Here is a 26203-nt window from a genome sequence, read left to right as displayed (position 1 = left end):
GAACAAAAATTTTAAGGCGGTGAATCATGATTAGTCAAATGTTAATGATTTTTACCTTGCTTACAATTTGGATTTCTCTGGCATGGGGCTTGGTAATTCTCTTTTCGGCAGTACACTTTTGGTTTAAACACAGTGATTTTCGTGTGGATACCTCGCCGCTACCTTATTATCCTAAGATTACCATTGTTGTTCCTGCTCATAATGAGGATGTGGTTATTGCCCAAACGGCAAAAGCTATCTTGGACATGAATTATCCTCACGACCGTGTGGAATTGCTCTTATTTGCGGATAACTGTTCGGATAACACCTATGCAGAATGTTTGTCTGTACAAGCCATGCCTGAATATGCAGGAAGAAATCTGACTATTATTGATCGTACTGGTACGGGAGGAAAAGCGGGCGTTTTAAACGATGCTTTGGAGATGGCAACAGGCGAATACATCTGTGTCTATGATGCAGATGCCATGCCTGAAAAAAATGCTCTTTATTTCCTTGTGAAAGAAGTGATGAAGGATCCAGAACGTCATGTGGCATCTTTCGGCCGCAACAAGACTCGAAATGCCAATCAAAATTTCTTGACTCGTTGTATCAACCAGGAAATCGTTGTTACTCAGCGCGTGCACCACGTTGGAATGTGGCATCTCTTTAAAATTGGGCGTATTCCAGGAACCAACTTTATCATTCAAACCGACTTTGTAAAGAGTATCGGTGGTTGAAAAAATGGTGCCTTAACCGAGGATACCGATATTTCCTTCAAAATCATGCAGAGTGGTAAATTGATTGCCCTTGCCTATAATTCAGAGGCTTTCCAACAAGAACCTGAGACCTTAAAGAGTTACTATATGCAACGGAAACGTTGGGCGAAAGGAAATTATGAAGTTGTTCTCTCGAACTTTAAGCATTTATTTGGCAGAGCAAACTGGCGCGTTAAACTAGAAGTCTTTAACTATTCTTGTGTTTTCTTTTGGTTTAACTTTGCCATTGTCCTATCGGATTTGATTTTCCTAGCGAATGTGCTAGCGATCTGCCTTAATCTTTTCTTCCCAGATGTCAGGGTTCCATTTGCTTTTGATGCGGACAATATCTACATCGCCCAGCTCATGCTCTTTAACTGGATTCTCATGATTGGTCTCTATTTGATGCAAATTATGACAGCATTGGCAAGTCAATTTGGACAAGCTACTACAAAGCAAATCTGGTTAGCTTTGGCTGCCTATTTCACTTATGCACAGATGTTTATCGTTGTTTCCATTGATTCCATTTCTTCAATCGTTCTAGACAAGGTACTCCGAAGAAAAGAAACCAAGTGGGTTAAAACCAAGCGATTTGCAGGATAGGAGGTTCTATGAAAACGAATAAATTAAAATATGTCTGGTTTGTGCTCATCCTTTCTATCTTTTGTTTAGCCTTGTTTTTAGCAAGAGGAAGGACTAAAATTGAGATGCGTAATCGAATTTACAGCCAATGGAGTCAACAGTTCCTTGTTACAAAAGGCGATCAGTCTTATGTTCGTACGACGAATGATTCTGAGGAAACGACGGTTCTATCAGAAGCCCAAAGTTACGGCATGCTCATAACGGTTTTAGCAGCCCAAAAAGGGCAAGCAAGTCAAGCAGATTTTGAGAGTCTTTATCGCTATTATCAAAATCATCGTATTGAGGGAACGCAGTTGATGTCTTGGAAGCAAGTGATAAAAAATGATAGCGAAACGGTCGAGAAACAAAATGCAACCGATGGAGATCTCTATATCGCTTATTCTTTAATTGAAGCTGCTAAACAGTGGCCAGATAAAGCGCAGGAATACCAAGAACAAGCTAAAAAGATCTTGGCTGATATCCTTCAATACAATTACAACGAAGAGACAGGTGTTCTGACAGTAGGGAACTGGGCCAACAAGGATTCCGATTACTATTACTTGATGCGGACGTCTGATACTCTTCCTCACTATTTCCAATCTTTCTATGACCTGACTGGAAATAAACAGTGGTTAGACATTAAGGATAAGATGCTTGGGCAATTGGAGCAAATCAGTTCTCATTCTGATACTGGACTTTTGCCAGACTTTATCTGGGCTGAGAAGTCAGGGGCACGTCTTGTTGATGCCAACACTATCGAATCTCAATATGATGGAGCGTATTCTTATAACGCTTGCCGTTTGCCATATCACTTGTCTCAGAGTCAGGAAGAAAGAAGCCAAAAACTCGTTCAAAAGATGATGGATTTCTTTATGAAAGAGCAACGTATCTATGCTGGCTATGACTTGAACGGAACGGCCCTCAACCAATACCAGGCAGGTAGTTTCTTGGCACCGATTACCTATGCGTCTGACAAGGGAGAAGGTTATCTGAAACTTCTTCAACAAAATAAATACATTTTCACACAAGATTTACCTTTGGACAACTACTATGATGCAACGATGATTACCATGATTGCTCTAGAGATGTTCTAGGATGAAAAGAGAGGGCTAGTTCAACTGGCTCTCTTTTTGATAGGATTTTCATCTTTTTTCAAAAAAGGAATTTCCTAAGGTTTATGGTATAATGGAAAGAGTGATAAAAAAGAGGTAGAGAGATGGATGCGAAATTAAAATACAAGGCAAAGAAGATTAAAATCGTCTTTTTTGATATCGACGATACCTTGCGTACGTCAAAGACAGGTTTTATTCCAGCTACAATTCCCACTGTCTTTAAACAGTTGCGTGAAAAAGGAATTTTAACAGGAATCGCCTCTGGACGTGGTATTTTCGGTGTTGTTCCAGAGATTCGTGAGCTCAAACCGGACTTTTTTGTAACCTTAAATGGGGCTTATATCGAAGATAAAAAAGGCCAGGTCATTTATCAACATCAGATTGACAAGTCAGATGTTGAGGAGTACATCTCTTGGACGAAGGAAGAGGGAATTGAGTATGGTTTGGTTGGTAGTCATGACGCCAAACTCTCTACTCGAACAGAACTGATCAGTGAGGCTATTGACCCGATTTACCCAAACTTGGATGTGGATCCTAACTTCCATGAAAAAGCGGATATATACCAGATGTGGACCTTTGAGGATAAAGGGGCTGATTTGCACCTACCAGATAGTCTCTCAGGTAAACTTCGAATGGTGCGTTGGCATGAACATTCATCTGATATCGTGCCGATTTCAGGATCCAAAGCAACTGGTGTAGCCAAGGTTGTAGAACATCTAGGCTTGAAACCAGAGAATGTCATGGTCTTTGGGGATGGTCTCAATGACTTGGAACTCTTTGATTATGCTGGAATCAGTATTGCCATGGGAGTTTCCCATGAAAAAATCAAAGAAAAAGCAGATTATATTACAAAAACAGTAGAAGAAGATGGCATTTTTGATGCCTTAGAAGGATTTGGTATGGTAGAAAAAGAATTGCATTTCCCACAAGTAGAAATTGAAACAGTAGAAGGTCCTCTTGCGACCATTAAGACAAATCACGGAGACTTGCGTATCAAGCTCTTCCCTGAACATGCTCCTAAAACAGTGGCTAACTTTGTTGCTCTTTCAAAAGACGGTTACTATGATGGTGTGATTTTCCACCGAATTATCAAGGACTTTATGATCCAAGGTGGAGATCCAACTGGTACTGGTATGGGGGGCGAGTCAATCTACGGTGACTCTTTTGAAGATGAATTTTCTGAAGAACTCTATAATATCCGTGGTGCCCTTTCTATGGCCAATGCGGGTCCAAATACCAATGGCAGCCAGTTCTTTATCGTTCAAAACCAACATTTGCCATACTCTAAGAAAGAGATTGCGCGTGGTGGCTGGCCTGAACCAATCGCTGAGATCTATGCAGAACAAGGTGGAACTCCTCACCTTGACCGCCGCCATACTGTTTTTGGGCAATTGGTAGATGCAGAATCTTTTGCGGTCTTGGATGCCATTGCAGCTGTTGAGACTGGTGCCATGGACAAACCAGTTGAAGATGTAGTAATTGAAACGATTGAAATTGAGGACTAGAATGAAAATTGGTGATAAGCTAACTGGGCGTATTACAGGAATTCAGCCCTACGGTGCCTTTGTTGAGTTAGAGACAGGGGCGACAGGGCTGATTCACATCTCGGAGATTCGGACGGGATTTATTGAAAATATTTATGACATTTTAAAAATTGGCGATGAAGTCCAAGTTCAGGTGGTGGATTTTGACGAATACACTGGGAAGGCTAGTCTTTCTATCCGTACTTTGGAGGAAGAAAAACATCAATTGCCAAGACGGAGACGTTTTTCAAATGATCGTATCAAGCACGGTTTTGCACCACTTGGACGAATGATGCCTGTTTGGACGCGTGAGGCACTTGAGCATTTAAAGAAGAAGCCATAAATACGATTATCTAAACCATTTGTAATATTAACATAATTTGTTATAATGAAAGTATGAAAGAAGAACAATTATTAAAACCAGGAGAGCGAATCAACCAGCTCTTTTCGACAGATATCAAGATCATTCAAAATAGAGAGGTGTTTAGCTATTCGGTGGATAGTGTTCTCTTGTCACGCTTTCCTCGCTTCCCTAAACGGGGTTTAATTGTGGACTTTTGTGCTGGAAATGGTGCAGTGGGACTTTTTGCAAGTAGTCGTACAGAGGCAAAAATTCTCTCTGTAGAGATTCAGGAGCGCTTGGCGGATATGGCAGAGCGTTCGGTTCAGTTGAATGGCTTGGAAGAGCAGATGCAGGTCATCTGTGATGATTTGAAAAATATGCCTGCCCACATTCAGGGAAGTAAGGTGGATATGATTTTGTGTAATCCGCCTTATTTTAAGGTGGATCCGCATTCCAATCTGAACGAGAGTGAACACTACCTTCTGGCCAGACACGAAATTACGACTAACCTAAAAGAAATTTGCCGTAGTGCTCAGAGTATTCTCAAGTCTAATGGCCGTTTGGCCATGGTTCATCGTCCAGATCGGCTCTTGGATATCTTAGACATGCTTCAACGCCATAATTTGGCACCCAAGCGCCTGCAATTTGTCTATCCTAAACGTGAGAAGGAGGCCAATATGCTCTTAATCGAAGCTATCAAGGATGGATCGACCAGTGGCTTTAAGGTCTTGCCACCTCTCATCGTTCACAATGATGATGGTTCCTATACACCAGAAATTCAAGAGATTTACTATGGATCATAAGGCCTATATGTACGTGGTGGAGTGCCGCGACGGTTCTTACTATACGGGCTATACAACGGATGTGAAGAGGCGCCTTGCCGTTCATAATAGTGGTAAGGGAGCCAAGTATACCCGAGCTCGCTTGCCAGTCAAACTCATCTATGTAGAGGGTTTTGCCAGCAAGGAAGAAGCCATGTCTGCTGAGGCTCTCCTTAAGCGCAAGAAAAGACCACAGAAAGAACGATTTTTATCCGAAAATCAAGAGAAAAATCTAGTCAATGATATTGATATCTAACGAGGAGTCCTTTGGCTCCTCTTACTTTTGTCAAAAGAGGAAAAAAGTGCTAAAATAAGATGAATAAATTTAAAGAGGTATTATCATGTCTAAGATTCTAGTATTTGGTCACCAAAATCCTGACTCAGATGCCACCGGCTCATCTGTAGCCTTTGCTTATCTTGCAAAAGAAGCTTATGGATTGGACACAGAAGCAGTAGCACTTGGAACTCCTAATGAAGAAACAGCCTTTGTGTTGAACTATTTTGGTGTAGAAGCACCACGCGTCATCACATCTGCTAAAGCAGAAGGTGCAGAGCAAGTCATCTTGACTGACCACAATGAATTCCAACAGTCAGTGTCAGATATCGCTGAAGTAGAAGTTTACGGAGTTGTGGATCACCACCGTGTGGCTAATTTTGAAACTGCCAGCCCACTTTACATGCGCTTGGAACCAGTTGGATCAGCGTCTTCTATCGTTTACCGCATGTTTAAAGAGCATGGTGTAGCTGTTCCTAAAGAAATCGCAGGTTTGATGCTTTCAGGTTTGATTTCAGATACTCTTCTTTTGAAATCACCAACAACACACCCAACCGATAAAGTCATTGCTCCTGAGTTGGCAGAATTAGCAGGTGTGAACTTGGAAGAGTACGGTCTTGCTATGTTGAAAGCTGGTACAAACTTGGCTAGTAAATCTGCTGAAGAATTGATTGACATCGATGCTAAGACTTTTGAACTCAACGGAAATAAGGTTCGTGTTGCCCAAGTCAATACTGTTGATATTGCTGAAGTCTTGGAACGCCAAGCAGAAATCGAAGCAGCAATGCAAGCGGCTAATGCGGCAAACGGCTACTCAGATTTTGTCTTGATGATTACAGACATCGTCAACTCAAACTCTGAAATTCTGGCTCTTGGATCAAACATGGACAAGGTGGAAGCTGCCTTCAATTTCAAACTTGAAAACAACCACGCTTTCCTTCCAGGTGCTGTTTCACGTAAGAAACAAGTGGTGCCACAGTTGACTGAAAGCTTTAATGGGTAATTCTTAAGGAATATTTGGAACTGTTAATTTGACTATTTATAGAAGGTGATAGCATGATGCGATTGATTGAAGGACTGCGCTTTTTGGTTGAGGTTGTGGCAATCCTTGGTCTTTTCTCCGTGTCTGTGATACAAATTTCTTGGCTGGAAAAATTCCTATTTTTTCTTCTAGCAGTTCTATTAATCTTATTTTGGGCACGATATATGGCACCAAAATCTCCACATGCTTTTAAAAAATGGCATCGCCTCGTTACTGAGACATCGATTTTTATTTTAGTTAGTGGTAGTTTTTGGCATTTGTATGGATTGCAAATAGGAATCCTATACTTAGCTCTGTCTTTTGGAAGTTTGGGTCTGCTTTATTATTTTCAGCTAGAGTGATTCTTATAATATAGTTAATGAATTATTTAAATGGTAATTATTTGATTGGAGATTGACACGAGAAAACAGTGTTTTCCATATAGCTAAAGGGGTTTCGGCTCCTTTTTTTCTAGGAGAGAAAGATGTTAGAAAATGGTGATTTGATTTTTGTGAAGGACCTTTCAGATATGGGGCAGGCCATCCAGGCTTCTACTGGTAACTATAGTCATGTAGCCATCTTTTTGGACGGTTTCATCTACCATGCTAGTGGGCAAACAGGGGTCATCTGTCAAGAACCGGCTGAATTTTTTGAACCAACTCATCTCTACGATCTCTATACCTACCCAGAGCTGGAAGCTGACTTGGTAAAGGAGAGAGCTAGCAAACATTTGGGTGCACCCTATAATGCCTCTTTTTATCCAGATGGGTCTGGCTTTTACTGCTCTCAGTACATCGCTGAAATCCTACCGATTTTTGAAACTATTTCCATGAAATTTGGTGATGGGGAGCAGGAGATTAGTGATTTTTGGAGAGAATATTACAGGAAACTCGAACTTCCTGTGCCTCTGAATCAACCAGGGACCAATCCTAGTCAACTAGCAGCATCCCCTCTATTAGAATGTAAAGAAAGGAATCTTCATGATTCAGATTTTTAATCCCTCCCGTCTGACTCGACAGCCATTTTTTATTGATTTGGTGGACTATCTGGACCAGCATGATGATGTGATCCTACGAGAAATCAAGGCTCAGTTTCCAGATGTAGCAGTTGATAAGCTCATGGAAGAGTATATTAAGGCAGGTTTGATCCGAAGGGAAAACAAACGTTATTCTCTTAATCTCCCTTTTCTAGAATCAATAGACAGTCTGGTCCTTGACCAAGAAATTTTTGTCAGAGAGGATAGTCTAGTTTATCATGCTTTGTTAGAGCAGAGTTTTGAGACAGAATTGTGCAATCAAACCAATGCGGCCATTTTAGTCGAAGGTACGGACTTTGCTAGAGAAAAGATGACCTTGTCCAACTATTTCTACAAGGTCAAGCACCAATATCCTTTGACAGAAAAACAGCAGAAACTCTATGATATTTTAGGAGATGTTAACCCTGAGTATGCCCTCAAATATATGACGACTTTTTTGTTAAAATTCCTCAAAAAAGATCAACTGATGCAGAAACGCCGTGATATCTTCGTTGAGAGTCTAGTCGTCTTGGGTTATATTGTGCAAAACGAAGAAGGGAAGTATGAGTTGGCTGTTGATTTCGACAAGGAACGGTTGATTTTCTATTTACTTTAATTGCTTCATTTTGAGCAGATTGTTTGACTTTACTAAAGAATAAGCATAAACTGAATGTAAGCGATAACGATTATCGTATTAAAAGCAAAGGAGAAAGAGCTATGTCACTTGAAAATAAATTGGATCAAGCAACTGGTGCTATCAAAGAAGGGTTTGGTAAAGTTACTGGTGATAGCAAGACAGAAGCAGAAGGTGCTGTAGAAAAAACAGTTGCCAAAGCAAAAGAAGTTGTAGAAGATGCTAAAGGTGCTGTAGAAGGTGTCGTTGAAGGTCTTAAAAATTCATTTAAGAAAGAAGACTAAAAAAATCAAGGGAATGTTTCCCTTGATTTTTTTATAGATAACGTTCTGCGATAGCTGCGTCTCCAGGATAGTCTTCTTTCTTTCCTTGGACGATTTGGTAACAATCAGCTCCCTTGCCTGCAATAATCACAGCATCGAGTTCTTGATTTGTGATGGCCATCGCCGCCTTGATGGCTTGTTCACGATCGGCAATCTTTTCAACAGGATGACTGATATAGCTGCTAATTTCTTCAGCAATGGCCATTGGATCTTCATAGTTGGGGTCATCCGCAGTTAGAAAGACTTGAATCTCAGGATGTTGATTGAGGAGAAGACCAAAGTCCTTACGACGGCTTTCGCCCTTGTTTCCAGTCGAACCGAGAACCAGAGCAATCTTTCCAGTTTGATGGGTTTCAACAACAGAAATCAGTTTTTTCAGACTATCGCCATTGTGGGCATAGTCGATGAAGACCTTGGCTCCATTTTTCTGAGTGAGAACTTCCATACGTCCAGGGACGCGGGTTGTAGCGATCCCTTTTTTGATGTCCTCCAGACTGGCACCTAGACGAAGACAGGCAAGTCCTGCAGCAACTGCATTTTCTTGGTTAAAGTGGCCGATGAGTTGGATATCATAATCACCAGCGAGTTTACCTGTAGCGAAAAAGCTAAAGGCTTTGGAGTTCTCGATTTGGTTACTTGACTGGCTACCATAGAAGTCATGTTCTTGATCTTCTACTTGTTCTTTCAATACAGAAAAGTGGTCCATGTCGCTGTTAATGACAACTGCTCGGCTATTTTTCATCAAGAGACGTTTGTGATAGAAGTAGTCTTCAAAGCTAGGATGCTCAATCGGACCGATATGGTCAGGAGTGATGTTAAGAAAGACACCTACATCAAAGGTCAGGCCATAGACTCGATGAACAAGATAGGCTTGGCTAGAGACTTCCATTACAAGATGGGTTCTTCCATTCTTAACAGCCTGAGCCATCATGTCGAAAAGATCGATATTTTCAGGCGTTGAGAAGGAAGATTTAAAGAAGGTCTCGCCATCCAGAGTTGTGTTCATAGTTGACAAGAGAGCTGTTGGGTAGCGTTGAGATAGGATGTGGTAAGCAAAGTAAGCAGCTGTTGTCTTTCCTTTTGTCCCTGTAAAAGCGAGAATTTTAAGTTTTTCTTGTGGATTACCGTAAAATTCCATAGCAATTAAACTCATGGCTTTTTTGATATCGTTCACAACGATGACGGGGATACCAACCTCGTAGTCCTTTTCTGCGACATACCAGGCTAAGCCCTGACTTATAGCAGATAGGAGGTATTCTTTTTTAAAAGCAGCGCCTTTTGCAAAAAAAAGAGTGCCTTCTTTTACTTTTCGACTGTCGTAACTGATGCTGTCAAAAACAACTTCACTGTAGTTGTAGTGGTAATGTCCTTGGTCAACAATCTCACGAAAAAGGCCATCTTTCTTTAAAATATCTAATACGGTTTCAATCTTAATCATACTTTCTATTATAAACTTCAAGCCCGAATTTTACAAGTAACAAGGAAAAGTTTATAATGGAAGATAAGGAACTTTTCCTAGTTATCAAAATTGAATGAGGAAGCTATGTCTAACGAAAACAATCACCAGCAAGCCCAGATGTTGCGAGGGACTGCTTGGCTAACAGCTAGTAACTTTATTAGTCGCCTCCTTGGTGCTATCTACATTATTCCCTGGTATATCTGGATGGGGACCTATGCTGCTAAGGCAAATGGACTCTTTACCATGGGCTACAATATTTACGCCTGGTTTTTGCTGATTTCGACAGCGGGTATCCCAGTTGCGGTCGCCAAACAAGTAGCTAAGTACAATACCATGCGAGAAGAAGAGCATAGCTTTGCCTTGATTCGGAGTTTCCTAAGCTTTATGACGGGCTTGGGCTTAGTCTTTGCTTTGGTCTTGTATCTCTTTTCTCCCTGGTTAGCAGATTTGTCAGGTGTGGGGAAAGACCTGATTCCCATCATGCAGAGCTTGGCTTGGGCAGTCTTGATTTTCCCATCTATGAGTGTCATCAGAGGATTCTTCCAAGGGATGAATAACCTGAAACCCTATGCTATGAGTCAAATCGCCGAGCAGGTAATCCGTGTTATCTGGATGTTGATGGCAACCTTCTTCATTATGAAGATGGGTTCTGGTGATTACTTATCAGCCGTTACTCAGTCAACCTTTGCGGCCTTTGTGGGGATGGTGGCAAGTTTTGCAGTCTTGATTTATTTCCTTGCCCAAGAAGGTTTGCTTAAAAGAGTTTTTGAAACACGGGATAGGATTAATAGTAAGCGACTCTTAGTCGATACCATCAAGGAAGCCATTCCCTTTATCCTGACAGGATCAGCCATTCAACTCTTCCAAATCTTAGACCAGATGACCTTTATCAATAGTATGAAGTGGTTTACTAACTACAGCAATGAAGACTTGGTTGTCATGTTTTCTTATTTCTCAGCCAATCCTAATAAAATTACTATGATTTTAATCTCTGTGGGAGTTTCAATCGGGAGTGTCGGCTTGCCGCTTTTGACGGAAAACTATGTAAAAGGCGACTTGCAGGCGGCGGCTCGCCTAGTCCAAGATAGCCTCACCATGCTCTTCTTATTTCTACTGCCGGCAACGGTTGGAGTGGTCATGGTAGGGGAGCCTCTTTATACAGTCTTTTACGGTAAGCCAGATAGTCTGGCCATGGGCTTATTTGTCTTTGCAGTTTTGCAGTCTACTATCCTAGGCTTGTATATGGTCTTGTCTCCCATGCTTCAGGCCATGTTCCGCAACCGCAAGGCAGTTCTTTACTTTATCTATGGTTCCATTGCTAAGATCGTCTTGCAATTGCCAACCATTGCTATTTTCCACAGCTACGGTCCTTTGATTTCAACGACTATCGGCTTAATCATTCCGAATGTCTTGATGTACCGAGACATCTGCCAGGTAACGGGTGCTCGTCGAAAGATAATCTTGAAACGGACTATTTTGATTACCATCTTGACCCTTGTCATGTTTATCCTAGTTGGCTTTTTGCAGTGGATAATCGGTTTTGTCTTCCAGCCAAGTGGACGTTTCTGGAGTTTCCTTTATGTGGCTCTCATCGGAGGGCTTGGAGGAGGTCTGTATGGTTTGATGAGCCTACGGACACGACTATTAGACAAGATAATTGGCAAAGCTCAAGCAGACCGACTACGTACACGATTGAAAATATCGTAAAAGGATTTATAAATAAAAGTAATGAATTTAACCTTTCTTTAACAGAAAGGTTTTTATACTACATTTTTCTTAAAAAAAGAGAACTTTTTCTAAAATTGAGAGTAAAAAAATATGCTTTTTTAAGTTTTTCTTCAGAAATCACTTGACTAAATAAAACTAAAGCTGTATAATAAGACAAAACTTTTAAACAGGAGGTTCTGGAAATGAAAAAGTCTAAGGCCAAGTATCTGACATTTGCAAGTGTCGTGTTAAGCGCAGGTATCTTACTGAGCGCATGTGGAAATTCAAGTAGCGCTTCTAAAACATATAACTATGTTTATTCGAGTGATCCATCTAGTTTGAACTATCTTGCAGAAAACCGTGCAACAACCAATGACATCGTGACCAATTTGGTGGATGGGTTGATGGAAAATGACCAATATGGTAACTATGTTCCATCATTGGCAGAGGATTGGACTGTTTCTCAGGACGGTTTGACCTATACTTACAAATTGCGTAAGGATGCAAAATGGTATACTTATGAGGGTGAAGAATATGCCCCTGTAACGGCCCAAGACTTTGTGACAGGTTTGAAATATGCTGCTGATAAAAAATCCGAAGCCTTGTACCTGGTTCAAGACTCGGTAGCAGGTTTGGATGACTATATCAACGGGAAAACAAGTGACTTTTCAACTGTCGGTGTTAAGGCGATTGACGACCAAACAGTTCAGTATACTTTGACACGTCCAGAACCTTATTGGAATTCTAAAACAACTTCAACCATTCTCTTCCCTGTCAATGCAGACTTCCTAAAATCAAAAGGGGATGATTTTGGTAAGGTAGATCCTTCTAGCATTTTGTACAATGGACCTTTCTTAATGAAATCTTTTGTTTCAAAATCTGTGATCGAATTCAAGAAAAATCCAAATTACTGGGATGAAAAAAATGTCTTTGTGGATGATGTGAAATTGTCCTATTATGATGGTAGTGACCAAGATGCACTAGCACGTAACTTTGTAGAAGGAGTCTATAGCTACGCGCGTCTCTATCCAAATAGCTCAAGCTTTGAAGGAATTAAAGAGAAGAACAAGGATAACATCATCTATAGCATGCAAAATGCAACTTCTTATTACATAAACTTCAACTTGGATAGAAAATCATATAACTTCACGTCTAAATCATCAGATATCGAAAAGAAATCAACCCAAGAAGCAGTTTTGAATAAAAACTTCCGTCAAGCCTTCAACTATGCTTATAACCGTACAGCCTATGGAGCACAATCTCAAGGGGAAGAAGGAGCAACAAAGATTATTCGTAACTTGGTTGTACCTCCAACATTTGTAAGTATCAACGGAAAAGACTTTGGCGATGTTGTTTCAGAAAAGATGGTCAACTATGGCCAAGAATGGCAAGGAATCAATTTTGCAGATGCACAAGACCCATACTACAATCCTGATAAAGCTAAAGCTAAATTTGCAGAAGCTAAGAAAGAATTGGAAGCTAAGGGTGTACAATTTCCAATCCACTTGGATGTATCAGTTGACCAATCAGCTAAAAAAGGTGTACTTGAAGCAAGTTCTTTGAAACAATCCATCGAATCTGTTCTAGGAGCTGAGAATGTGGTTATCGATATCCAACAGCTATCAACAGATGACTTTGACAACTCTAGCTACCTAGCTCAAACTGCAGCTCAAAAAGACTTTGATATCTATAATGGGGGTTGGAGTGCGGACTACTTGGATCCATCAAGCTATCTTGATATCTTAAATGTCAATAACGGCGGTATGTTGCAAAACATTGGTCTAGAACCAGGTGAGGTCAATGACAAGGCTAAGGCAGTTGGTCTGGATACTTACACTCAAATGTTAGAAGAAGCGAACAAGGAGCAAGATCCAGCAAAACGTTATGAAAAATATGCTGAAATTCAAGCTTGGCTCGTTGATAGCGCCCTTGCAATTCCAAACGTTTCTCAGGGTGGAACACCGACCTTGAGAAAGACAGTTCCATTCTCATCACCATTCTCACAAGCTGGAAATAAGGGTGTCGAATCATACAAGTATCTCAAGTTACAAGATAAGACTGTAACGGCTGATGAGTATGAAAAAGCTAAAGAAAAATGGCTAAAAGAAAAAGAAGAATCAAATAAAAAAGCCCAAGAAGAACTGGCAAAACACGTTAAATAACCAGTCTATTCAACAGGAAAAACGATAGTTTCTCAAGGAACTATCGTTTTTATATAGTTTGAAACTATAACTAGCTCTTGAAAACAAGAAAATGAGTTAGTGAAAATAAGTGGTACAATAGTTACTATAGATTTGGAGGTATTGTATGAGCAAAGAACTACACATCAACACAATTTTGGCCCAGGCTGGGATCAAGTCAGATGAGACTACAGGTGCCTTGGTAACACCGCTTCATTTTTCAACCACTTATCAGCATCCAGAGTTCGGTCAGTCTACGGGCTTTGACTATACTCGTACCAAAAACCCAACTCGCAGTAAGGCGGAGGAAGTATTGGCGGCGATTGAATCAGCAGACTATGCACTAGCAACGAGTTCAGGTATGTCTGCGATTGTACTGGCCTTTAGTGTCTTTCCTGTAGGAAGTAAAGTCTTGGCAGTTCGAGACCTTTATGGTGGTTCTTTCCGTTGGTTCAACCAAGTGGAGCAGGAAGGTCGTTTCCATTTTACCTATGCCAATACTGAAGCAGAGTTGATTGCTGAGCTGGAAAATGATGTGGATGTTCTCTATATCGAAACGCCAACCAATCCCTTGATGTTGGAATTTGATATTGCAAAACTGGCAAAACTAGCTCATGACAAGGGTGCCAAGGTAGTGGTGGACAATACCTTCTACAGCCCAATTTACCAACGACCGATTGAAGACGGTGCAGATATTGTTCTTCATTCGGCTACCAAATATCTAGCAGGGCACAATGATGTTTTGGCTGGGGTAGTTGTGACTAATAGTTTAGAACTATATGAACAACTGTTCTACAATCTCAATACGACAGGTGCGGTCTTGTCTCCATTTGATAGTTATCAGTTGATTCGTGGTCTTAAGACCTTGTCACTGCGTATGGAGCGTTCGACAGCTAATGCGCGAGAAATTGTGGCCTATCTGAAAGGTTCACCTGCAGTCAAGGAAGTTCTCTATACTGGTCGTGGGGGAATGATTTCCTTTAAAGTGGCTGATGAAAGTCGAATTCCTCATATTTTAAATAGCCTCAAGGTTTTCTCTTTTGCTGAGAGTTTAGGTGGGGTGGAGAGTCTGATCACCTATCCGACGACTCAAACCCATGCGGATATTCCAGCAGAAGTGCGCCATTCCTATGGCTTAACAGATGACCTCTTGCGTTTATCCATTGGGATTGAAGATGCTAGAGATTTGATTGCGGACTTGCGCCAAGTTTTGGAAGGATAAGATAGATATGGGAAAATATGATTTTACAAGCCTGCCCAATCGTTTTGGGCACCATACCTATAAATGGAAAGAAGCAGAAGCTGACCGAGAAGTTCTACCAGCCTGGATAGCAGATATGGACTTTGTGGTTTTGCCTGAGGTTCGACAAGCTGTACAAGCCTACGCAGATCAGTTGGTCTATGGCTATACCTATGCTAGTGATGCTTTGATTGAGTCGGTTCAGAACTGGGAAGCTAGTCAACACGGCTATCACTTTGACAAGGATGCCCTCGTCTTTATAGAGGGAGTGGTACCAGCTATCTCAACAGCTATTCAAGCCTTTACAAAAGAAGGAGAGGCTGTTCTGATTAACACACCGGTCTATCCACCTTTTGCCCGCAGTGTCAAACTGAACAATCGCAGATTGATTACCAATTCTTTGGTGGAAAAGGACGGGCTGTTTGAGATTGACTTTGACCAGCTGGAGAAGGAATTGGTGGGAGAGGATGTCAAACTCTATATCCTTTGCAATCCCCACAATCCTGGTGGACGTGTTTGGGAAAAGGAAGTGTTAGAAAAGATTGGTCATCTCTGCCAAAAACATGGTGTTTTGTTGGTTTCAGATGAGATTCACCAAGATTTGGCCCTCTTTGGTCACAAACACCAGTCTTTTAACACCATTGATCCCGCCTTTAAAGACTTTGCCCTTATCTTGAGCAGTGCCACTAAAACCTTTAATATTGCTGGGACCAAGAATTCCTATGCAGTTATTGAAAATCCAAAGCTTCGTGTGGCTTTCCAAAAACGCCAGTTGGCCAATAACCAACATGAAATCTCAGGCTTGGGGTATTTGGCGACAGAAGCTGCCTACCGTTATGGTAAGGACTGGTTAGGAGAGTTAAAAGAAGTCATCGAGGACCACATTAACTATGTAGTGGATATTTTGGGCAACGAAACCAAGATTAAGGTCATGAAACCACAAGGTACCTACTTGATCTGGCTTGATTTTTCAGCCTATGACCTAACGGATGACCGCTTGCAAGAGCTTTTGAAGAATGAAGCCAAGGTTATCTTGAACCGAGGTTTGGACTTTGGGGAGGAGGGAACTCTTCATGCCCGCCTCAATGTAGCTATGCCGAAGTCCGTACTGGAAGAAGTTTGCCAACGTATCGTGACCACTTTTGCTACACTTTAAAAATCCAGCCTTCTAGGAGAAAAGTCTTCCTAGAAGGCTATTTTCGTAGGGGAAAATGTGGTATAATGAAAAGATAAGATAAAGGGGTAACTATGGCTAAATTGATTCCGGGAAAGTTGCGCATGGAGGGGGTTACTCTCTATGAAACGGGCAATATTGAGATTATCAAGGAAAAAGGGAATTGTCTCTATACACGTGTCGCGGGAGAAGACTTACGCTACAGTTTAGAGGATGATCTAGTTTTTTGTGCTTGCGATTTTTTCCAAAAAAGAGGTTATTGTGTTCACCTCGCAGCGCTCGAGCATTATCTGAAAAATGATGAAGAAGGCCAGGTGATTTTACAAGCCTTAGAAAAAGGACATGAAGAGCAAGAAAAGGTCGAAACCAAGGTTAGTTTTGGCGGTAGTTTTTTGGAGCGGATCCAACCTCAGAAGCGAGAGAAAATCTACACTTTGTCGGCTCAAGGTCAGGTGGAAGCTGGGACCAATCGCCTCCTTTGGACACTCCGAATCGGTTTAATTGATAGTCAAAAATATTATGTCATTCGTGACATCCCTCTCTTTTTGAAGATCTTGGTTCATCGAAAGCCATATATGATTGGGAAACACTATGAAAATGACTTGTCTTGGGATGCTTTTGATACAGCTAGTCAAGAAGTTCTTACTTTTTTATGTGGCTTGATTGAGGAGGGACTGAGTCAAGACCTCTTTTTCCCCAATCAAGGTCGTCACCTCTTTTTCCCTCTGACCTTTTTTGAGCAGGGAGTGGAGTTGCTGATGAACTTGGAAGATTTTCATTTTGAGCACCAGATTACTAGTTATGAAAATCTTCTCTTTCATGATTTAGATCCAGAAGCAAACCTTTTCTCTTTTGCTGTGCAGGAGTATCCCGATTATTTTGAGATGGAGATTTCTGAAAGTGAGCGAGTTAACGTATTCTATGGAGGGGCAGTTCTCTTTCGTAAGGGGAATCTTTATCTCTTAAACCCTAAACAAATCAGCCTCCTAAAGGAAATCAAAGAGCTCCCTCAGGAGGAAAGAGGGAGAAAATGCCTCCAGTTTGACAACAGTGATCGTGACCGTCTGGCCGCCTGTCTTCCTTTATTTGGACAGCTGGGTACAGTTTCTGCTCCTGTGCGCTTGCAAATTAGACCCTTTTCACCAATCTTTTACTTTGATAGGGAGAATGACGGCCGCATCCGTTTGGATATCCAGTTTGACTATGGAGATGTTAAGGTAACTAGTCGTCAACAGCTGGAAAAATTACCATTTTCAAGCGATGCCGTCTTGGAAAATCAGCTATTTCAAGTCTGTTTAGGGGCTGGTTTTGAGGCTGATTTTCAGTCTTGGAGACAGGCTTTGAAGCCAGAGGCAGTTTATTCTTTCTTTCACCATACGATTCCAGCTTTTGAGAAGTTGGGTCAGGTTTTTTTGTCTGATGAGATGAATCAGCTCTACAGCGTCCAAGCTCCTCAGGTTCAGATTGAGTCCAAGGGAGGACTGTTGGAAATTCAATTTGATTTCCAAGGGATTGCACAAGAAGAGATTGATCAAGCTCTTAAAGCCCTGACCAGCAATCAGGATTTCTATATCAGTTCTTCTGACCAAGTGTACTTTTTTGATGAGGAAACCAAGCAGATTCGTCAAAATTTGCAGGAACTGGGGGTTGAGCTAAAAGATGGTTCTTTTCAGGCTCGGAAATCCCTAGCTTACAGTTTGTCTCAGTTGTTTGAAGGTCGAGACAGGATCTCCTTCTCGGAAGAATTTCGGCATTTAGCTCATGATTTGACCCATCCAGAGGACTTTCCTTTGGGAGATATACGGGTGCAGGCGAGTTTGAGAGACTACCAGGAAAAGGGTGTTCGTTGGCTCCAGATGCTTCATCACTATGGTTTTGGTGGCATCCTAGCCGATGATATGGGACTGGGAAAAACACTGCAAACCATCGCTTTTTTGACCAGTCAGGTGACAGAAGATAGTCGAGTCTTGATTTTGGCGCCGTCAGGTTTGATCTACAATTGGGCAGATGAATTTAGAAAATTTGCCCCACAGTTAGATTTGGCTGTCGTTCATGGTTTGAAAGCGAATCGAGAAGCAATTCTTTCTGAAAATCACCAAATCTATGTGACTAGCTATGCCACCTTTCGTCAAGACAGCGAACTTTATCAAGAGATGGCTTTTGATTTTCTCTTCTTAGATGAAGCCCAGGTCATGAAAAATGCCCAAACCAAGATTGCTCAGAGTTTGCGCCAGTTTGTGGTGCCGGCAGTCTTTGCTTTGTCAGGTACGCCCATCGAAAATCATTTAGGAGAGTTGTGGTCTATCTTCCAAATTGTGCTACCGGGGCTCTTGCCAAGTAAAAAGGAGTTTATGAAATTACCGGCTGACCGAGTCGCGCAGTTTATCAAGCCTTTCGTCATGAGGCGTAAGAAAGAAGAAGTTCTTACAGAACTACCTGACCTGATCGAAGTCGTCTATAAAAATGAACTGGAAGACCAACAGAAGGCCATCTATCTCGCCCAGTTGCAACAGATGCGAGACCGCCTAGCGCAAGTGACAGATCAAGAATTCCAAAGAAGTCGGGTAGAAATCTTATCTGGACTCATGCGTTTGCGCCAGATCTGCGATACGCCAGCTCTCTTCATGGACGATTACCAAGGAGCTAGTGGTAAATTGGATAGTCTTCGAGATTTATTGCTACAAGTGGCTGATGGTGGGCATCGGGTCTTGATTTTCTCCCAGTTCAAAGAAATGTTGGAAAAAATCGAGCAAGAACTCCCAGACTTGGGCTTGACCTCCTTCAAAATCACAGGTTCAACTCCTGCTCATGACAGACAAGAGATGACCAAGGCCTTTAATCAGGGAGAAAGAGACGCCTTTCTCATCTCTCTGAAGGCGGGTGGTGTTGGTCTTAATCTAACGGGAGCTGATACAGTTATTTTGGTTGACCTTTGGTGGAATCCCGCTGTCGAAGCCCAGGCTATCGGAAGAGCACACCGCATGGGGCAGGAGCAGATGGTCGAGGTCTATCGTTTGATTACCAAGGGGACCATTGAAGAAAAAATCCAAGAACTTCAAGAACAAAAGAAACATTTGGTTTCCCAAGTTTTAGATGGTACGGAGTCGCGTGCGAGTCTCAGTCTGGCAGAAATTCGTGAAATTTTGGGAATTTCTGAAGCCAGCACTTGAAAAATCAAGACAATACGCTATAATGAAGTGTTGAAAGGAAATACAAAATGAAACAAGATCGATTTCCATTGGTGTCAGATGATGAGATCATGCTGACCAAAATGCCAGTCATGGACTTGTACGATGAGTCAGACTTTATTAGCAATATCAAAGGTGATTACCGCGATAAGAACTATTTGGAATGGTCTCCTATCAATGAGGAAGAAACCGTAGTTTCTCCAGTGGTTAATAAGGAGTCAAAGCCGAGCCCAGAATCTAAAAAGGTTGAAAAAACGTATGCTGAATTGGCTCGAGAAGAGGCGCGTGCGGATTTGAAGAAGAAACGTTCAGCCAAGTATTTGACTCAGGATGTTAGTCATACCAGACGACACAATGGTTCAACACTTGTTCGTCAAGGAAACCAACCAACAGCACCATTTCAAAAGGAAAATCCAGGTGAGTTTGCCAAATTTAGTAAAAACTTGAGCCAGTCTCACTATATCTTAGCTGAGGAGGTTGGCCAAGTAGCGAATCCAATTTCAAAAACCCAAACGGAAAAAGCTAAAAAGAACAACTATGATTTTCTAAAGAAGAGTCAAATCTATAATAAAAAGAATAAGCAAACAGAACAGGAACGTCAGGTTGCCCAAGAGTTGAATCTGACAAGAATTACTGAGTAGGGGAGAAAAGCATGTCAAAAACATATCATTTTATTGGAATCAAGGGATCAGGGATGAGTGCCTTGGCCTTGATGTTGCACCAAATGGGACATAAGGTTCAAGGTTCAGACGTTGAAAAATACTACTTTACTCAACGTGGACTAGAGCAGGCAGGGATTGCGATTCTTCCTTTTGATGAAAAAAACCTACAAGGTGATGTGGAGATTATCGCGGGGAACGCCTTCCGTCCAGATAACAACGTTGAAATCGCCTATGCAGATCAAAATGGTATCAGCTACAAACGTTACCATGAATTCCTAGGTAGCTTTATGCGTGACTTTGTCAGCATGGGGGTTGCAGGAGCGCATGGTAAGACATCAACGACTGGGATGTTGTCTCACGTTTTGTCTCATATCACAGATACCAGCTTCTTGATTGGTGACGGGACAGGTCGCGGTTCGGCCAATGCTAAATATTTTGTCTTTGAATCAGACGAATATGAGCGCCATTTCATGCCTTACCACCCAGAATATTCTATCATCACCAACATTGACTTTGACCATCCAGACTACTTTACAAGTCTAGAGGATGTTTTCAATGCCTTTAACGACTATGCCAAACAAATTACCAAAGGTTTGTTTGTATACGGTGAAGATCCTGAGTTGCGTAAGATTACAGCCAATGCACCAATCTATTACTATGGGTTTGAAGCTGAGGGCAATGACTTTGTAGCTAGTGATCTCCTTCGTTCAACAACTGGTTCGACCTTCACCGTTCATTTCCGTGGACAAGAATTGGGTCAATTCCACATTCCAACCTTTGGTCGTCACAATATCATGAATGCGACAGCTGTTATTGGTCTTCTTTACACAGCTGGCTTTGATTTGAACTTAGTGCGTGAACACTTGAAAACTTTTGCAGGTGTTAAGCGTCGTTTCACTGAGAAAATTGTCAATGATACAGTGATCATTGATGACTTTGCCCACCATCCAACAGAAATCATTGCAACCTTGGATGCGGCTCGTCAAAAATATCCAAGCAAGGAAATCGTGGCAGTCTTCCAACCGCATACCTTTACAAGAACCATTGCCTTGTTGGACGAATTTGCCCATGCATTGAATCAAGCAGACGCCGTCTACCTAGCGCAAATCTATGGATCAGCTCGTGAGGTGGACCATGGTGATGTCAAAGTAGAAGACTTAGCTAATAAAATCAACAAGAAACACCAGGTTATTACGGTTGAAAATGTTTCTCCACTCCTAGACCATGACAATGCTGTTTACGTCTTTATGGGTGCAGGAGACATCCAAACCTATGAATATTCATTTGAACGTCTTTTGTCTAACTTGACAAGCAACGTCCAATAAGGAAAACAGATGGAAATTCCAATCACAATAAGGCAAGCTACCCTATCAGATTTAGAAGAAATGTTGGCGATTGAAGAAGCCAATCCTTCATCAGAAGAGACACTTAGCCGCCAATCCTTAGAAGAGAGTATCCGCAAGTCTGCGGGTACCTTTCTTGTAGCTGGGGATGAAAATCAGCTCCTAGGCTATGTTTTGGGAGAAGCTCAGTCTATTCATCCCAAATGGATAGAAATAAAATCCTTGACCATTCATCCTGACTATTGGGGACAGGGACTGGGAACTCTTCTTCTTGCAGCCTTGAAACAGGTGACAGTCGAACTAGATTACCAAGGTATTCTTTTGCAAAGTCCTGATGAACTACTATCATATTTTGAAATGAATGGCTTTGTTGAAGAAGAAGTGACCGAGAGTCATTATGGCAGTGGTTCTGAATGGTATCTGATTTGGGAAAATCCCTTTTATCAGGAGGAAATATGAAAATCAGACAAGCAAGATTTTCGGATTTGGATCGGATTATAGAGATAGAGCTGGAGAATTTTTCACTGGAGGAAGTCATTCCTCGTTCGGTCTTTGAGGCGCATTTGCAGGAAATTCAGACCAGTTTTCTGGTAGCTGAAAAAGAGGGGCGTATTCTTGGTTATATCGAAGGTCCAGTCGTTCCGAACCGCCATCTACATGATCAGTCCTTTACAGAAAAAATAAAAGACTATAGTCATCAACCTGGAGGTTATATTTCTGTGACTTGCCTATCTATTGCCAAGGAAGCACAAGCTTTGGGAGTTGGGAAAAGACTATTAAAGGCTCTGAAAGAAGTCGCTTTAGAACATGAACGAGAGGGCATTAACTTGACGTGTCATGACTACCTTATCGCCTATTATGAAAAACATGGCTTTGTTAATGAAGGAATATCTCAGTCAAGCTTTGCTGGGGAAACATGGTATGATATGGTCTGGCAGCCTGAAAATAAAGAAAACTAGCTAGGGAATGCCCTAGTTGGTTGCTTTTCTGCGACTTTTAAGATATAATATTATGGATTGTCAACAAGGAGGTAATGCTTTTGACTGAAAAATCAAGAGAAGAAGAAAAATTAAGCTTTAAAGAGCAGATTCTACGTGATTTAGAAAGAGTAAAAGAACAAGATAAAAGAGAGAAAGAAGTAGAGATTCCAAATCTGACGGCTTCATCATCTCCAGCTAGTTCAGCAACTCCTTCAGATCTTGAACCAGAAACGTCAACAGAAGAGTTGATGGCTGATTCCCTATCTGTTGTCGATAAAATCCTAAAAAATGCACCAAGTGTTCCTCCACTTTCAAGTGCTAGAACTGATGAAACTGATGGACAAGAAGAGAAAGAGATTAGACAGCCAATCATCGACAAGATTGAAGTTGTAGAATCTGAAGAACCTCTAGTCGAGCCGATTCATTTGGCTGAAGAACCTGTAGTGGAACCTGTTCAACCTAAGGTAGAACCAGTTGAGCTTAAACCCGAAGAAAAAGAATTTAACGATACTCCGACTAAGGTTGCCGTAACCTATAAAACAGAAGACAAGAAAGAGGAAATCACCCCAGGAATGCCTGAAAGAGTTGAGCCTGTTTCTACAGAATCTAGCAGTGGATTAGCTGATGCTCCGCGTCGTAGTCGTCGTCAAGGTGCAACACCAACTAAGAAAAAGAAAAAATCAAAAGCCAAAGGTTGCCTAGTAACAGTTCTAGTTCTCCTAGTACTCGTTGCAGTTGGTGGTTACTTTGGTTATGGTTACGTTCAAGATTCTTTGAAACCTGTGGATGCGAGCTCTAAGGACTACGTAACGGTTCAAATCCCAGACGGTGCAAATGTTCAAGAAATTGGAAGCACCTTGGAAAAATCTGGTTTGGTTAAACATGGACTGATCTTTAGCCTTTATGCTAAATACTATAGCCATGCTAACTTGAAGTCAGGTTATTACAACTTGAAGAAGAGTATGAGTACGGATGAGTTGATTCAAGAATTGCAAAAAGGTGGGACTCCTGAAGCTCAGGCACCTGTTCTTGCAAACTTGACCATTCCAGAAGGCTATACATTAGAGCAAATCGCTCAAACAGTAGGACAACTTCAAGGTGAATTTAAAGAACCTCTTACTGCGGATGCTTTCTTGGCAAAAGCTCAAGATGAGACCTTTATCTCACAATTAGTAGCCAAGTATCCAAACCTACTTGGAAGTCTTCCAACAAAAGATAGTGGCGTTCGTTATCGTCTTGAAGGCTACCTTTTCCCAGCGACCTATACAATCAAAGACAGTACAACTGTTGAAAGTTTGATTGATGAGATGGTGGCTGCTATGGATAAGGCTATGTCACCATATTACGCTACGATCAAAGAAAAGAATCTGACAGTTAATGAATTGCTCAGCATTGCTTCTCTTGTCGAAAAAGAAGGAGCTAAGACCGAAGACCGCAAGAAAATCGCAGGTGTCTTCTATAACCGCTTGAATGCCGGTATGCCACTTCAAAGTAATATCGCTATCCTATATGCTCAAGGAAAACTTGGTCAAAAGATTAGTTTAGCAGATGACGCTGGAATTGATACAACGATTGATTCACCATACAATGTTTACACACACCTTGGCCTCATGCCTGGACCGGTTGATAGCCCAAGTTCGGATGCGATTGAAGCAAGTGTAAACCAGACAAAGAGTGAGTACTTGTACTTTGTAGCCAATGTTGAAGATGGTAAAGTATACTTTGCAACAACAAAAGAAGAACATGATCAAAACGTTGCAGAGCATATCAATAGCAAGTTACCTCAAGCAAGTAGTTCAAACTAAAATTATGTGGTTTTCCACATAATTTTGTTTTAAAAAAGTAAATAGAAAAGAAAGTTAAAAAAATGGCAGAAAAAACTTACCCAATGACCCTTGAAGAAAAGGAAAAACTAGAAAAAGAATTAGAGGAGTTGAAACTCGTCCGTCGTCCCGAAGTCGTAGAGCGTATCAAGATTGCTCGTTCCTATGGAGACCTTTCAGAAAATAGTGAGTATGAAGCAGCGAAAGATGAACAAGCTTTTGTTGAAGGTCAAATTTCAAGTCTAGAAACAAAAATTCGCTATGCTGAAATTGTTAATAGCGATGCAGTTGCCCAAGATGAGGTAGCAATCGGTAAAACAGTAACAATCCAAGAAGTCGGTGAAGACGAAGAAGAGGTCTACATCATCGTCGGTTCTGCAGGTGCAGATGCTTTTGCTGGTAAAGTCTCAAATGAAAGTCCGATTGGCCGTGCTTTGATTGGCAAGAAGACTGGCGATACTGCAACGATTGAAACACCAGTTGGTAGCTATGATGTCAAAATCTTAAAGGTTGAGAAAACAGCCTAAATAGGATGAAAAAGGAGTAGTGAAGGTTTTACCTTGCTCAACTCCTTTTTGGTTTTTTGGATAAATAGGAGACTATATGAGTTCAAATAAGAAGAAAAATAAAATGGAGCGTGGTTTAACCAATCGCCATGTTCAGGTGATGGCCATTGCGGGAACAATCGGAACTGGACTTTTCCTAGGTGCTGGTCGCTCTATCAGTCTTACAGGACCTTCTATCATCCTGATTTACATGATTACAGGAGCCTTTATGTTTTTGATGATGAGGGCTGTTGGGGAGATGCTATATCAGGATCCAGAACAGCATACCTTTATCAACTTTATCACCCGTCATTTGGGGAAAGGCTGGGGATATTTTTCAGTTTGGTCTTATTGGTTGTCAGTTGTCTTTATCGGTATGGCAGAAATCACTGCCATCTCGGACTATGTCCGCTTCTGGTTTCCTACCTGGCCTAGCTGGATGATTCAGCTTGTCTTTTTAACGATTTTGGCTTTGGTCAACTTGATTGCGGTTAAGCTCTTTGGAGAAGTCGAGTTTTGGTTTGCTATGGTCAAGATTGTGGCGATTTTAGCTATGATTGCCACTGGGGTCTTTATGATTTTGACAGGCTTTAAGACACCGCATGGTGTTGCAAGTTTGGCAAATATCAGCGACCAGTTCTCTCTTTTTCCAAACGGAGTTATGAACTTTGTCATGGCCTTTCAAATGGTATTTTTTGCTTACCTGATGATTGAGTTTATCGGGGTGACAACTTCTGAAACAAAGAACCCTCGTCAGGTCTTGCCCAAAGCTGTTAAGGAAATTCCTCTCAGAATTATCTTCTTCTATGGGGGAGCTCTCATTGCGATTATGGCCATTATTCCTTGGTCTTATCTTAATTCTTCAGATTCTCCATTTGTAACGGTTTTTGAACTGGCGGGGATCAAGTGGGCAGCAGCTCTAATCAACTTTGTTGTCTTGACATCAGCGGCGTCTGCTCTTAACTCAACTCTCTACTCAACAGGGAGACACTTATATCAGATTGCCCATGATTCGCCCAATCGTTTCTTAAAGGCCATCAAGGTCGATACCCTTTCTCGTCACAATGTTCCACAAAATGCCATCATCGCCTCAGCAATCTTGATTGCTCTGGCAGCCTTTATCAACGTGCTACCAGGTGTTTCCGATGCTTTTGCTTTGATTACGGCGTCTTCATCAGGTGTTTACATAGCGATTTATATCTTGATTATGGTGGCCCATCTCAAATACCGCAAGTCACAAGATTTCATGGCTGATGGCTATCTCATGCCTCAGTATCGCTTGCTTAATCCCCTAACCATTCTCTTTTTTGTCTTTGTTTTTGTGACTCTCTTTTTGCAAGAGTCCACTTTCATGGGGGCAGTTGGTTCTGCTATCTGGATCCTTGTTTTTGGGATTTATAGTCAGTGGAAATTTAGAAACTAACTCATCAACTCTGTTTGGTGAGTTTTTTCTTGTTTGACAGTCTATTGAAATAGGATTA

General features: G+C 41.4%; 23 protein-coding genes and 1 pseudogene. 23 read left to right on the top strand and 1 reads right to left on the bottom strand.

Translation table 11 applies throughout. The annotated features are described in order from the left end of the window. Positions 1-26 precede the first annotated feature (26 nt). The 11 genes and pseudogenes from A0739_RS00205 (at position 27) to A0739_RS00155 (ending at position 8382) form a co-directional block, all read left to right on the top strand. Positions 27-1337 (top strand): annotated as a pseudogene (locus A0739_RS00205) (glycosyltransferase family 2 protein). A gap of 8 nt (positions 1338-1345) precedes the next feature. Continuing rightward, positions 1346-2449 (top strand): glycosyl hydrolase family 8, encoded by a 1104-nt coding sequence (locus tag A0739_RS00200; RefSeq protein ID WP_061586665.1) that lies wholly within the window; start codon positions 1346-1348, stop codon positions 2447-2449. 122 nt (positions 2450-2571) lie between these two features. Beyond that, positions 2572-3972 carry a bifunctional Cof-type HAD-IIB family hydrolase/peptidylprolyl isomerase gene (locus tag A0739_RS00195; RefSeq protein ID WP_061586664.1) on the top strand — a complete coding sequence of 467 codons (1401 nt, stop codon included), beginning with the start codon at positions 2572-2574 and terminating at the stop codon, positions 3970-3972. Between the two features lies 1 nt (position 3973). Beyond that, on the top strand, positions 3974-4333 hold the full coding sequence (locus tag A0739_RS00190) for a S1 RNA-binding domain-containing protein (RefSeq protein ID WP_061586663.1): 360 nt from the start codon (positions 3974-3976) through the stop codon (positions 4331-4333). 53 nt (positions 4334-4386) lie between these two features. Continuing rightward, positions 4387-5136, top strand: a complete 750-nt coding sequence (locus tag A0739_RS00185) for a tRNA1(Val) (adenine(37)-N6)-methyltransferase (RefSeq protein WP_061586662.1) — start codon at positions 4387-4389, stop codon at positions 5134-5136. After that, positions 5126-5410, top strand: a complete 285-nt coding sequence (locus tag A0739_RS00180) for a GIY-YIG nuclease family protein (protein WP_061586661.1) — start codon at positions 5126-5128, stop codon at positions 5408-5410. Before A0739_RS00185 ends, A0739_RS00180 begins: the two co-directional genes overlap by 11 nt. An 85-nt stretch (positions 5411-5495) precedes the next feature. Beyond that, positions 5496-6431, top strand: coding sequence for a manganese-dependent inorganic pyrophosphatase (locus A0739_RS00175; RefSeq protein WP_061586660.1), 936 nt, complete (start codon positions 5496-5498; stop codon positions 6429-6431). 53 nt (positions 6432-6484) lie between these two features. Next, complete coding sequence (locus A0739_RS00170; protein WP_061586659.1) at positions 6485-6811, top strand: DUF2568 domain-containing protein; 327 nt, start codon at positions 6485-6487, stop codon at positions 6809-6811. 122 nt (positions 6812-6933) lie between these two features. Further along, entirely contained in the window at positions 6934-7446 is a 513-nt protein-coding gene (locus A0739_RS00165; protein ID WP_061586658.1) for a YiiX/YebB-like N1pC/P60 family cysteine hydrolase, read from the top strand. Next, on the top strand, positions 7430-8080 hold the full coding sequence (locus tag A0739_RS00160; protein ID WP_061586657.1) for a DUF1803 domain-containing protein: 651 nt from the start codon (positions 7430-7432) through the stop codon (positions 8078-8080). Before A0739_RS00165 ends, A0739_RS00160 begins: the two co-directional genes overlap by 17 nt. Positions 8081-8181: 101 nt before the next feature. Then, positions 8182-8382, top strand: coding sequence for a CsbD family protein (locus tag A0739_RS00155; RefSeq protein WP_033630025.1), 201 nt, complete (start codon positions 8182-8184; stop codon positions 8380-8382). 31 nt (positions 8383-8413) lie between these two features. Here A0739_RS00155 and A0739_RS00150 read toward each other — a convergent pair whose 3' ends face one another. Then, entirely contained in the window at positions 8414-9859 is a 1446-nt protein-coding gene (locus A0739_RS00150) for a UDP-N-acetylmuramoyl-L-alanyl-D-glutamate--L-lysine ligase (RefSeq protein WP_061586656.1), read from the bottom strand. A gap of 105 nt (positions 9860-9964) precedes the next feature. Here A0739_RS00150 and A0739_RS00145 point away from each other — a divergent pair, with 105 nt between their 5' ends. The 12 genes from A0739_RS00145 to A0739_RS00090 all read left to right on the top strand — a co-directional run bounded on the left by A0739_RS00145 (position 9965) and on the right by A0739_RS00090 (position 26145). Then, complete coding sequence (locus A0739_RS00145; protein ID WP_061586655.1) at positions 9965-11587, top strand: putative polysaccharide biosynthesis protein; 1623 nt, start codon at positions 9965-9967, stop codon at positions 11585-11587. Between the two features lie 203 nt (positions 11588-11790). Continuing rightward, positions 11791-13749: a peptide ABC transporter substrate-binding protein gene (locus tag A0739_RS00140; RefSeq protein WP_061586654.1), complete on the top strand. Its 1959-nt coding sequence runs from the start codon at positions 11791-11793 to the stop codon at positions 13747-13749. Between the two features lie 145 nt (positions 13750-13894). Beyond that, positions 13895-14989, top strand: a complete 1095-nt coding sequence (locus A0739_RS00135) for a cystathionine gamma-synthase (RefSeq protein ID WP_061586653.1) — start codon at positions 13895-13897, stop codon at positions 14987-14989. A 7-nt stretch (positions 14990-14996) separates the two neighbouring features. Next, the gene (locus A0739_RS00130) at positions 14997-16163 is read left to right on the top strand and encodes a MalY/PatB family protein (RefSeq protein ID WP_033630021.1); all 1167 of its coding nucleotides are present in this window, start codon (positions 14997-14999) and stop codon (positions 16161-16163) included. 92 nt (positions 16164-16255) lie between these two features. Then, positions 16256-19351, top strand: coding sequence for a DEAD/DEAH box helicase (locus A0739_RS00125; RefSeq protein WP_033630020.1), 3096 nt, complete (start codon positions 16256-16258; stop codon positions 19349-19351). A gap of 47 nt (positions 19352-19398) precedes the next feature. Beyond that, a complete protein-coding gene (locus A0739_RS00120; protein WP_000806747.1) occupies positions 19399-20010 on the top strand; it encodes a hypothetical protein in 612 nt (203 codons plus the stop codon). Positions 20011-20021: 11 nt separating this feature from the next. Beyond that, on the top strand, positions 20022-21356 hold the full coding sequence (murC, locus tag A0739_RS00115) for a UDP-N-acetylmuramate--L-alanine ligase (protein WP_000048081.1): 1335 nt from the start codon (positions 20022-20024) through the stop codon (positions 21354-21356). 9 nt (positions 21357-21365) lie between these two features. Continuing rightward, positions 21366-21833, top strand: a complete 468-nt coding sequence (locus tag A0739_RS00110) for a GNAT family N-acetyltransferase (protein ID WP_033630018.1) — start codon at positions 21366-21368, stop codon at positions 21831-21833. Next, a complete protein-coding gene (locus A0739_RS00105) occupies positions 21830-22333 on the top strand; it encodes a GNAT family N-acetyltransferase (protein ID WP_033630017.1) in 504 nt (167 codons plus the stop codon). Before A0739_RS00110 ends, A0739_RS00105 begins: the two co-directional genes overlap by 4 nt. 74 nt (positions 22334-22407) lie before the next feature. Beyond that, positions 22408-24159: an endolytic transglycosylase MltG gene (mltG, locus tag A0739_RS00100; protein ID WP_082243767.1), complete on the top strand. Its 1752-nt coding sequence runs from the start codon at positions 22408-22410 to the stop codon at positions 24157-24159. 62 nt (positions 24160-24221) lie between these two features. After that, the gene (gene greA / locus A0739_RS00095; RefSeq protein WP_000818765.1) at positions 24222-24704 is read left to right on the top strand and encodes a transcription elongation factor GreA; all 483 of its coding nucleotides are present in this window, start codon (positions 24222-24224) and stop codon (positions 24702-24704) included. A gap of 76 nt (positions 24705-24780) precedes the next feature. After that, positions 24781-26145, top strand: coding sequence for an amino acid permease (locus A0739_RS00090; protein WP_061586652.1), 1365 nt, complete (start codon positions 24781-24783; stop codon positions 26143-26145). Positions 26146-26203 lie beyond the last annotated feature (58 nt).

The organism is Streptococcus oralis (genome assembly GCF_001588645.1).
GTDB lineage: Bacteria > Bacillota > Bacilli > Lactobacillales > Streptococcaceae > Streptococcus > Streptococcus oralis_AB.
This window is presented reverse-complemented; position numbering and strand designations above follow the sequence as displayed.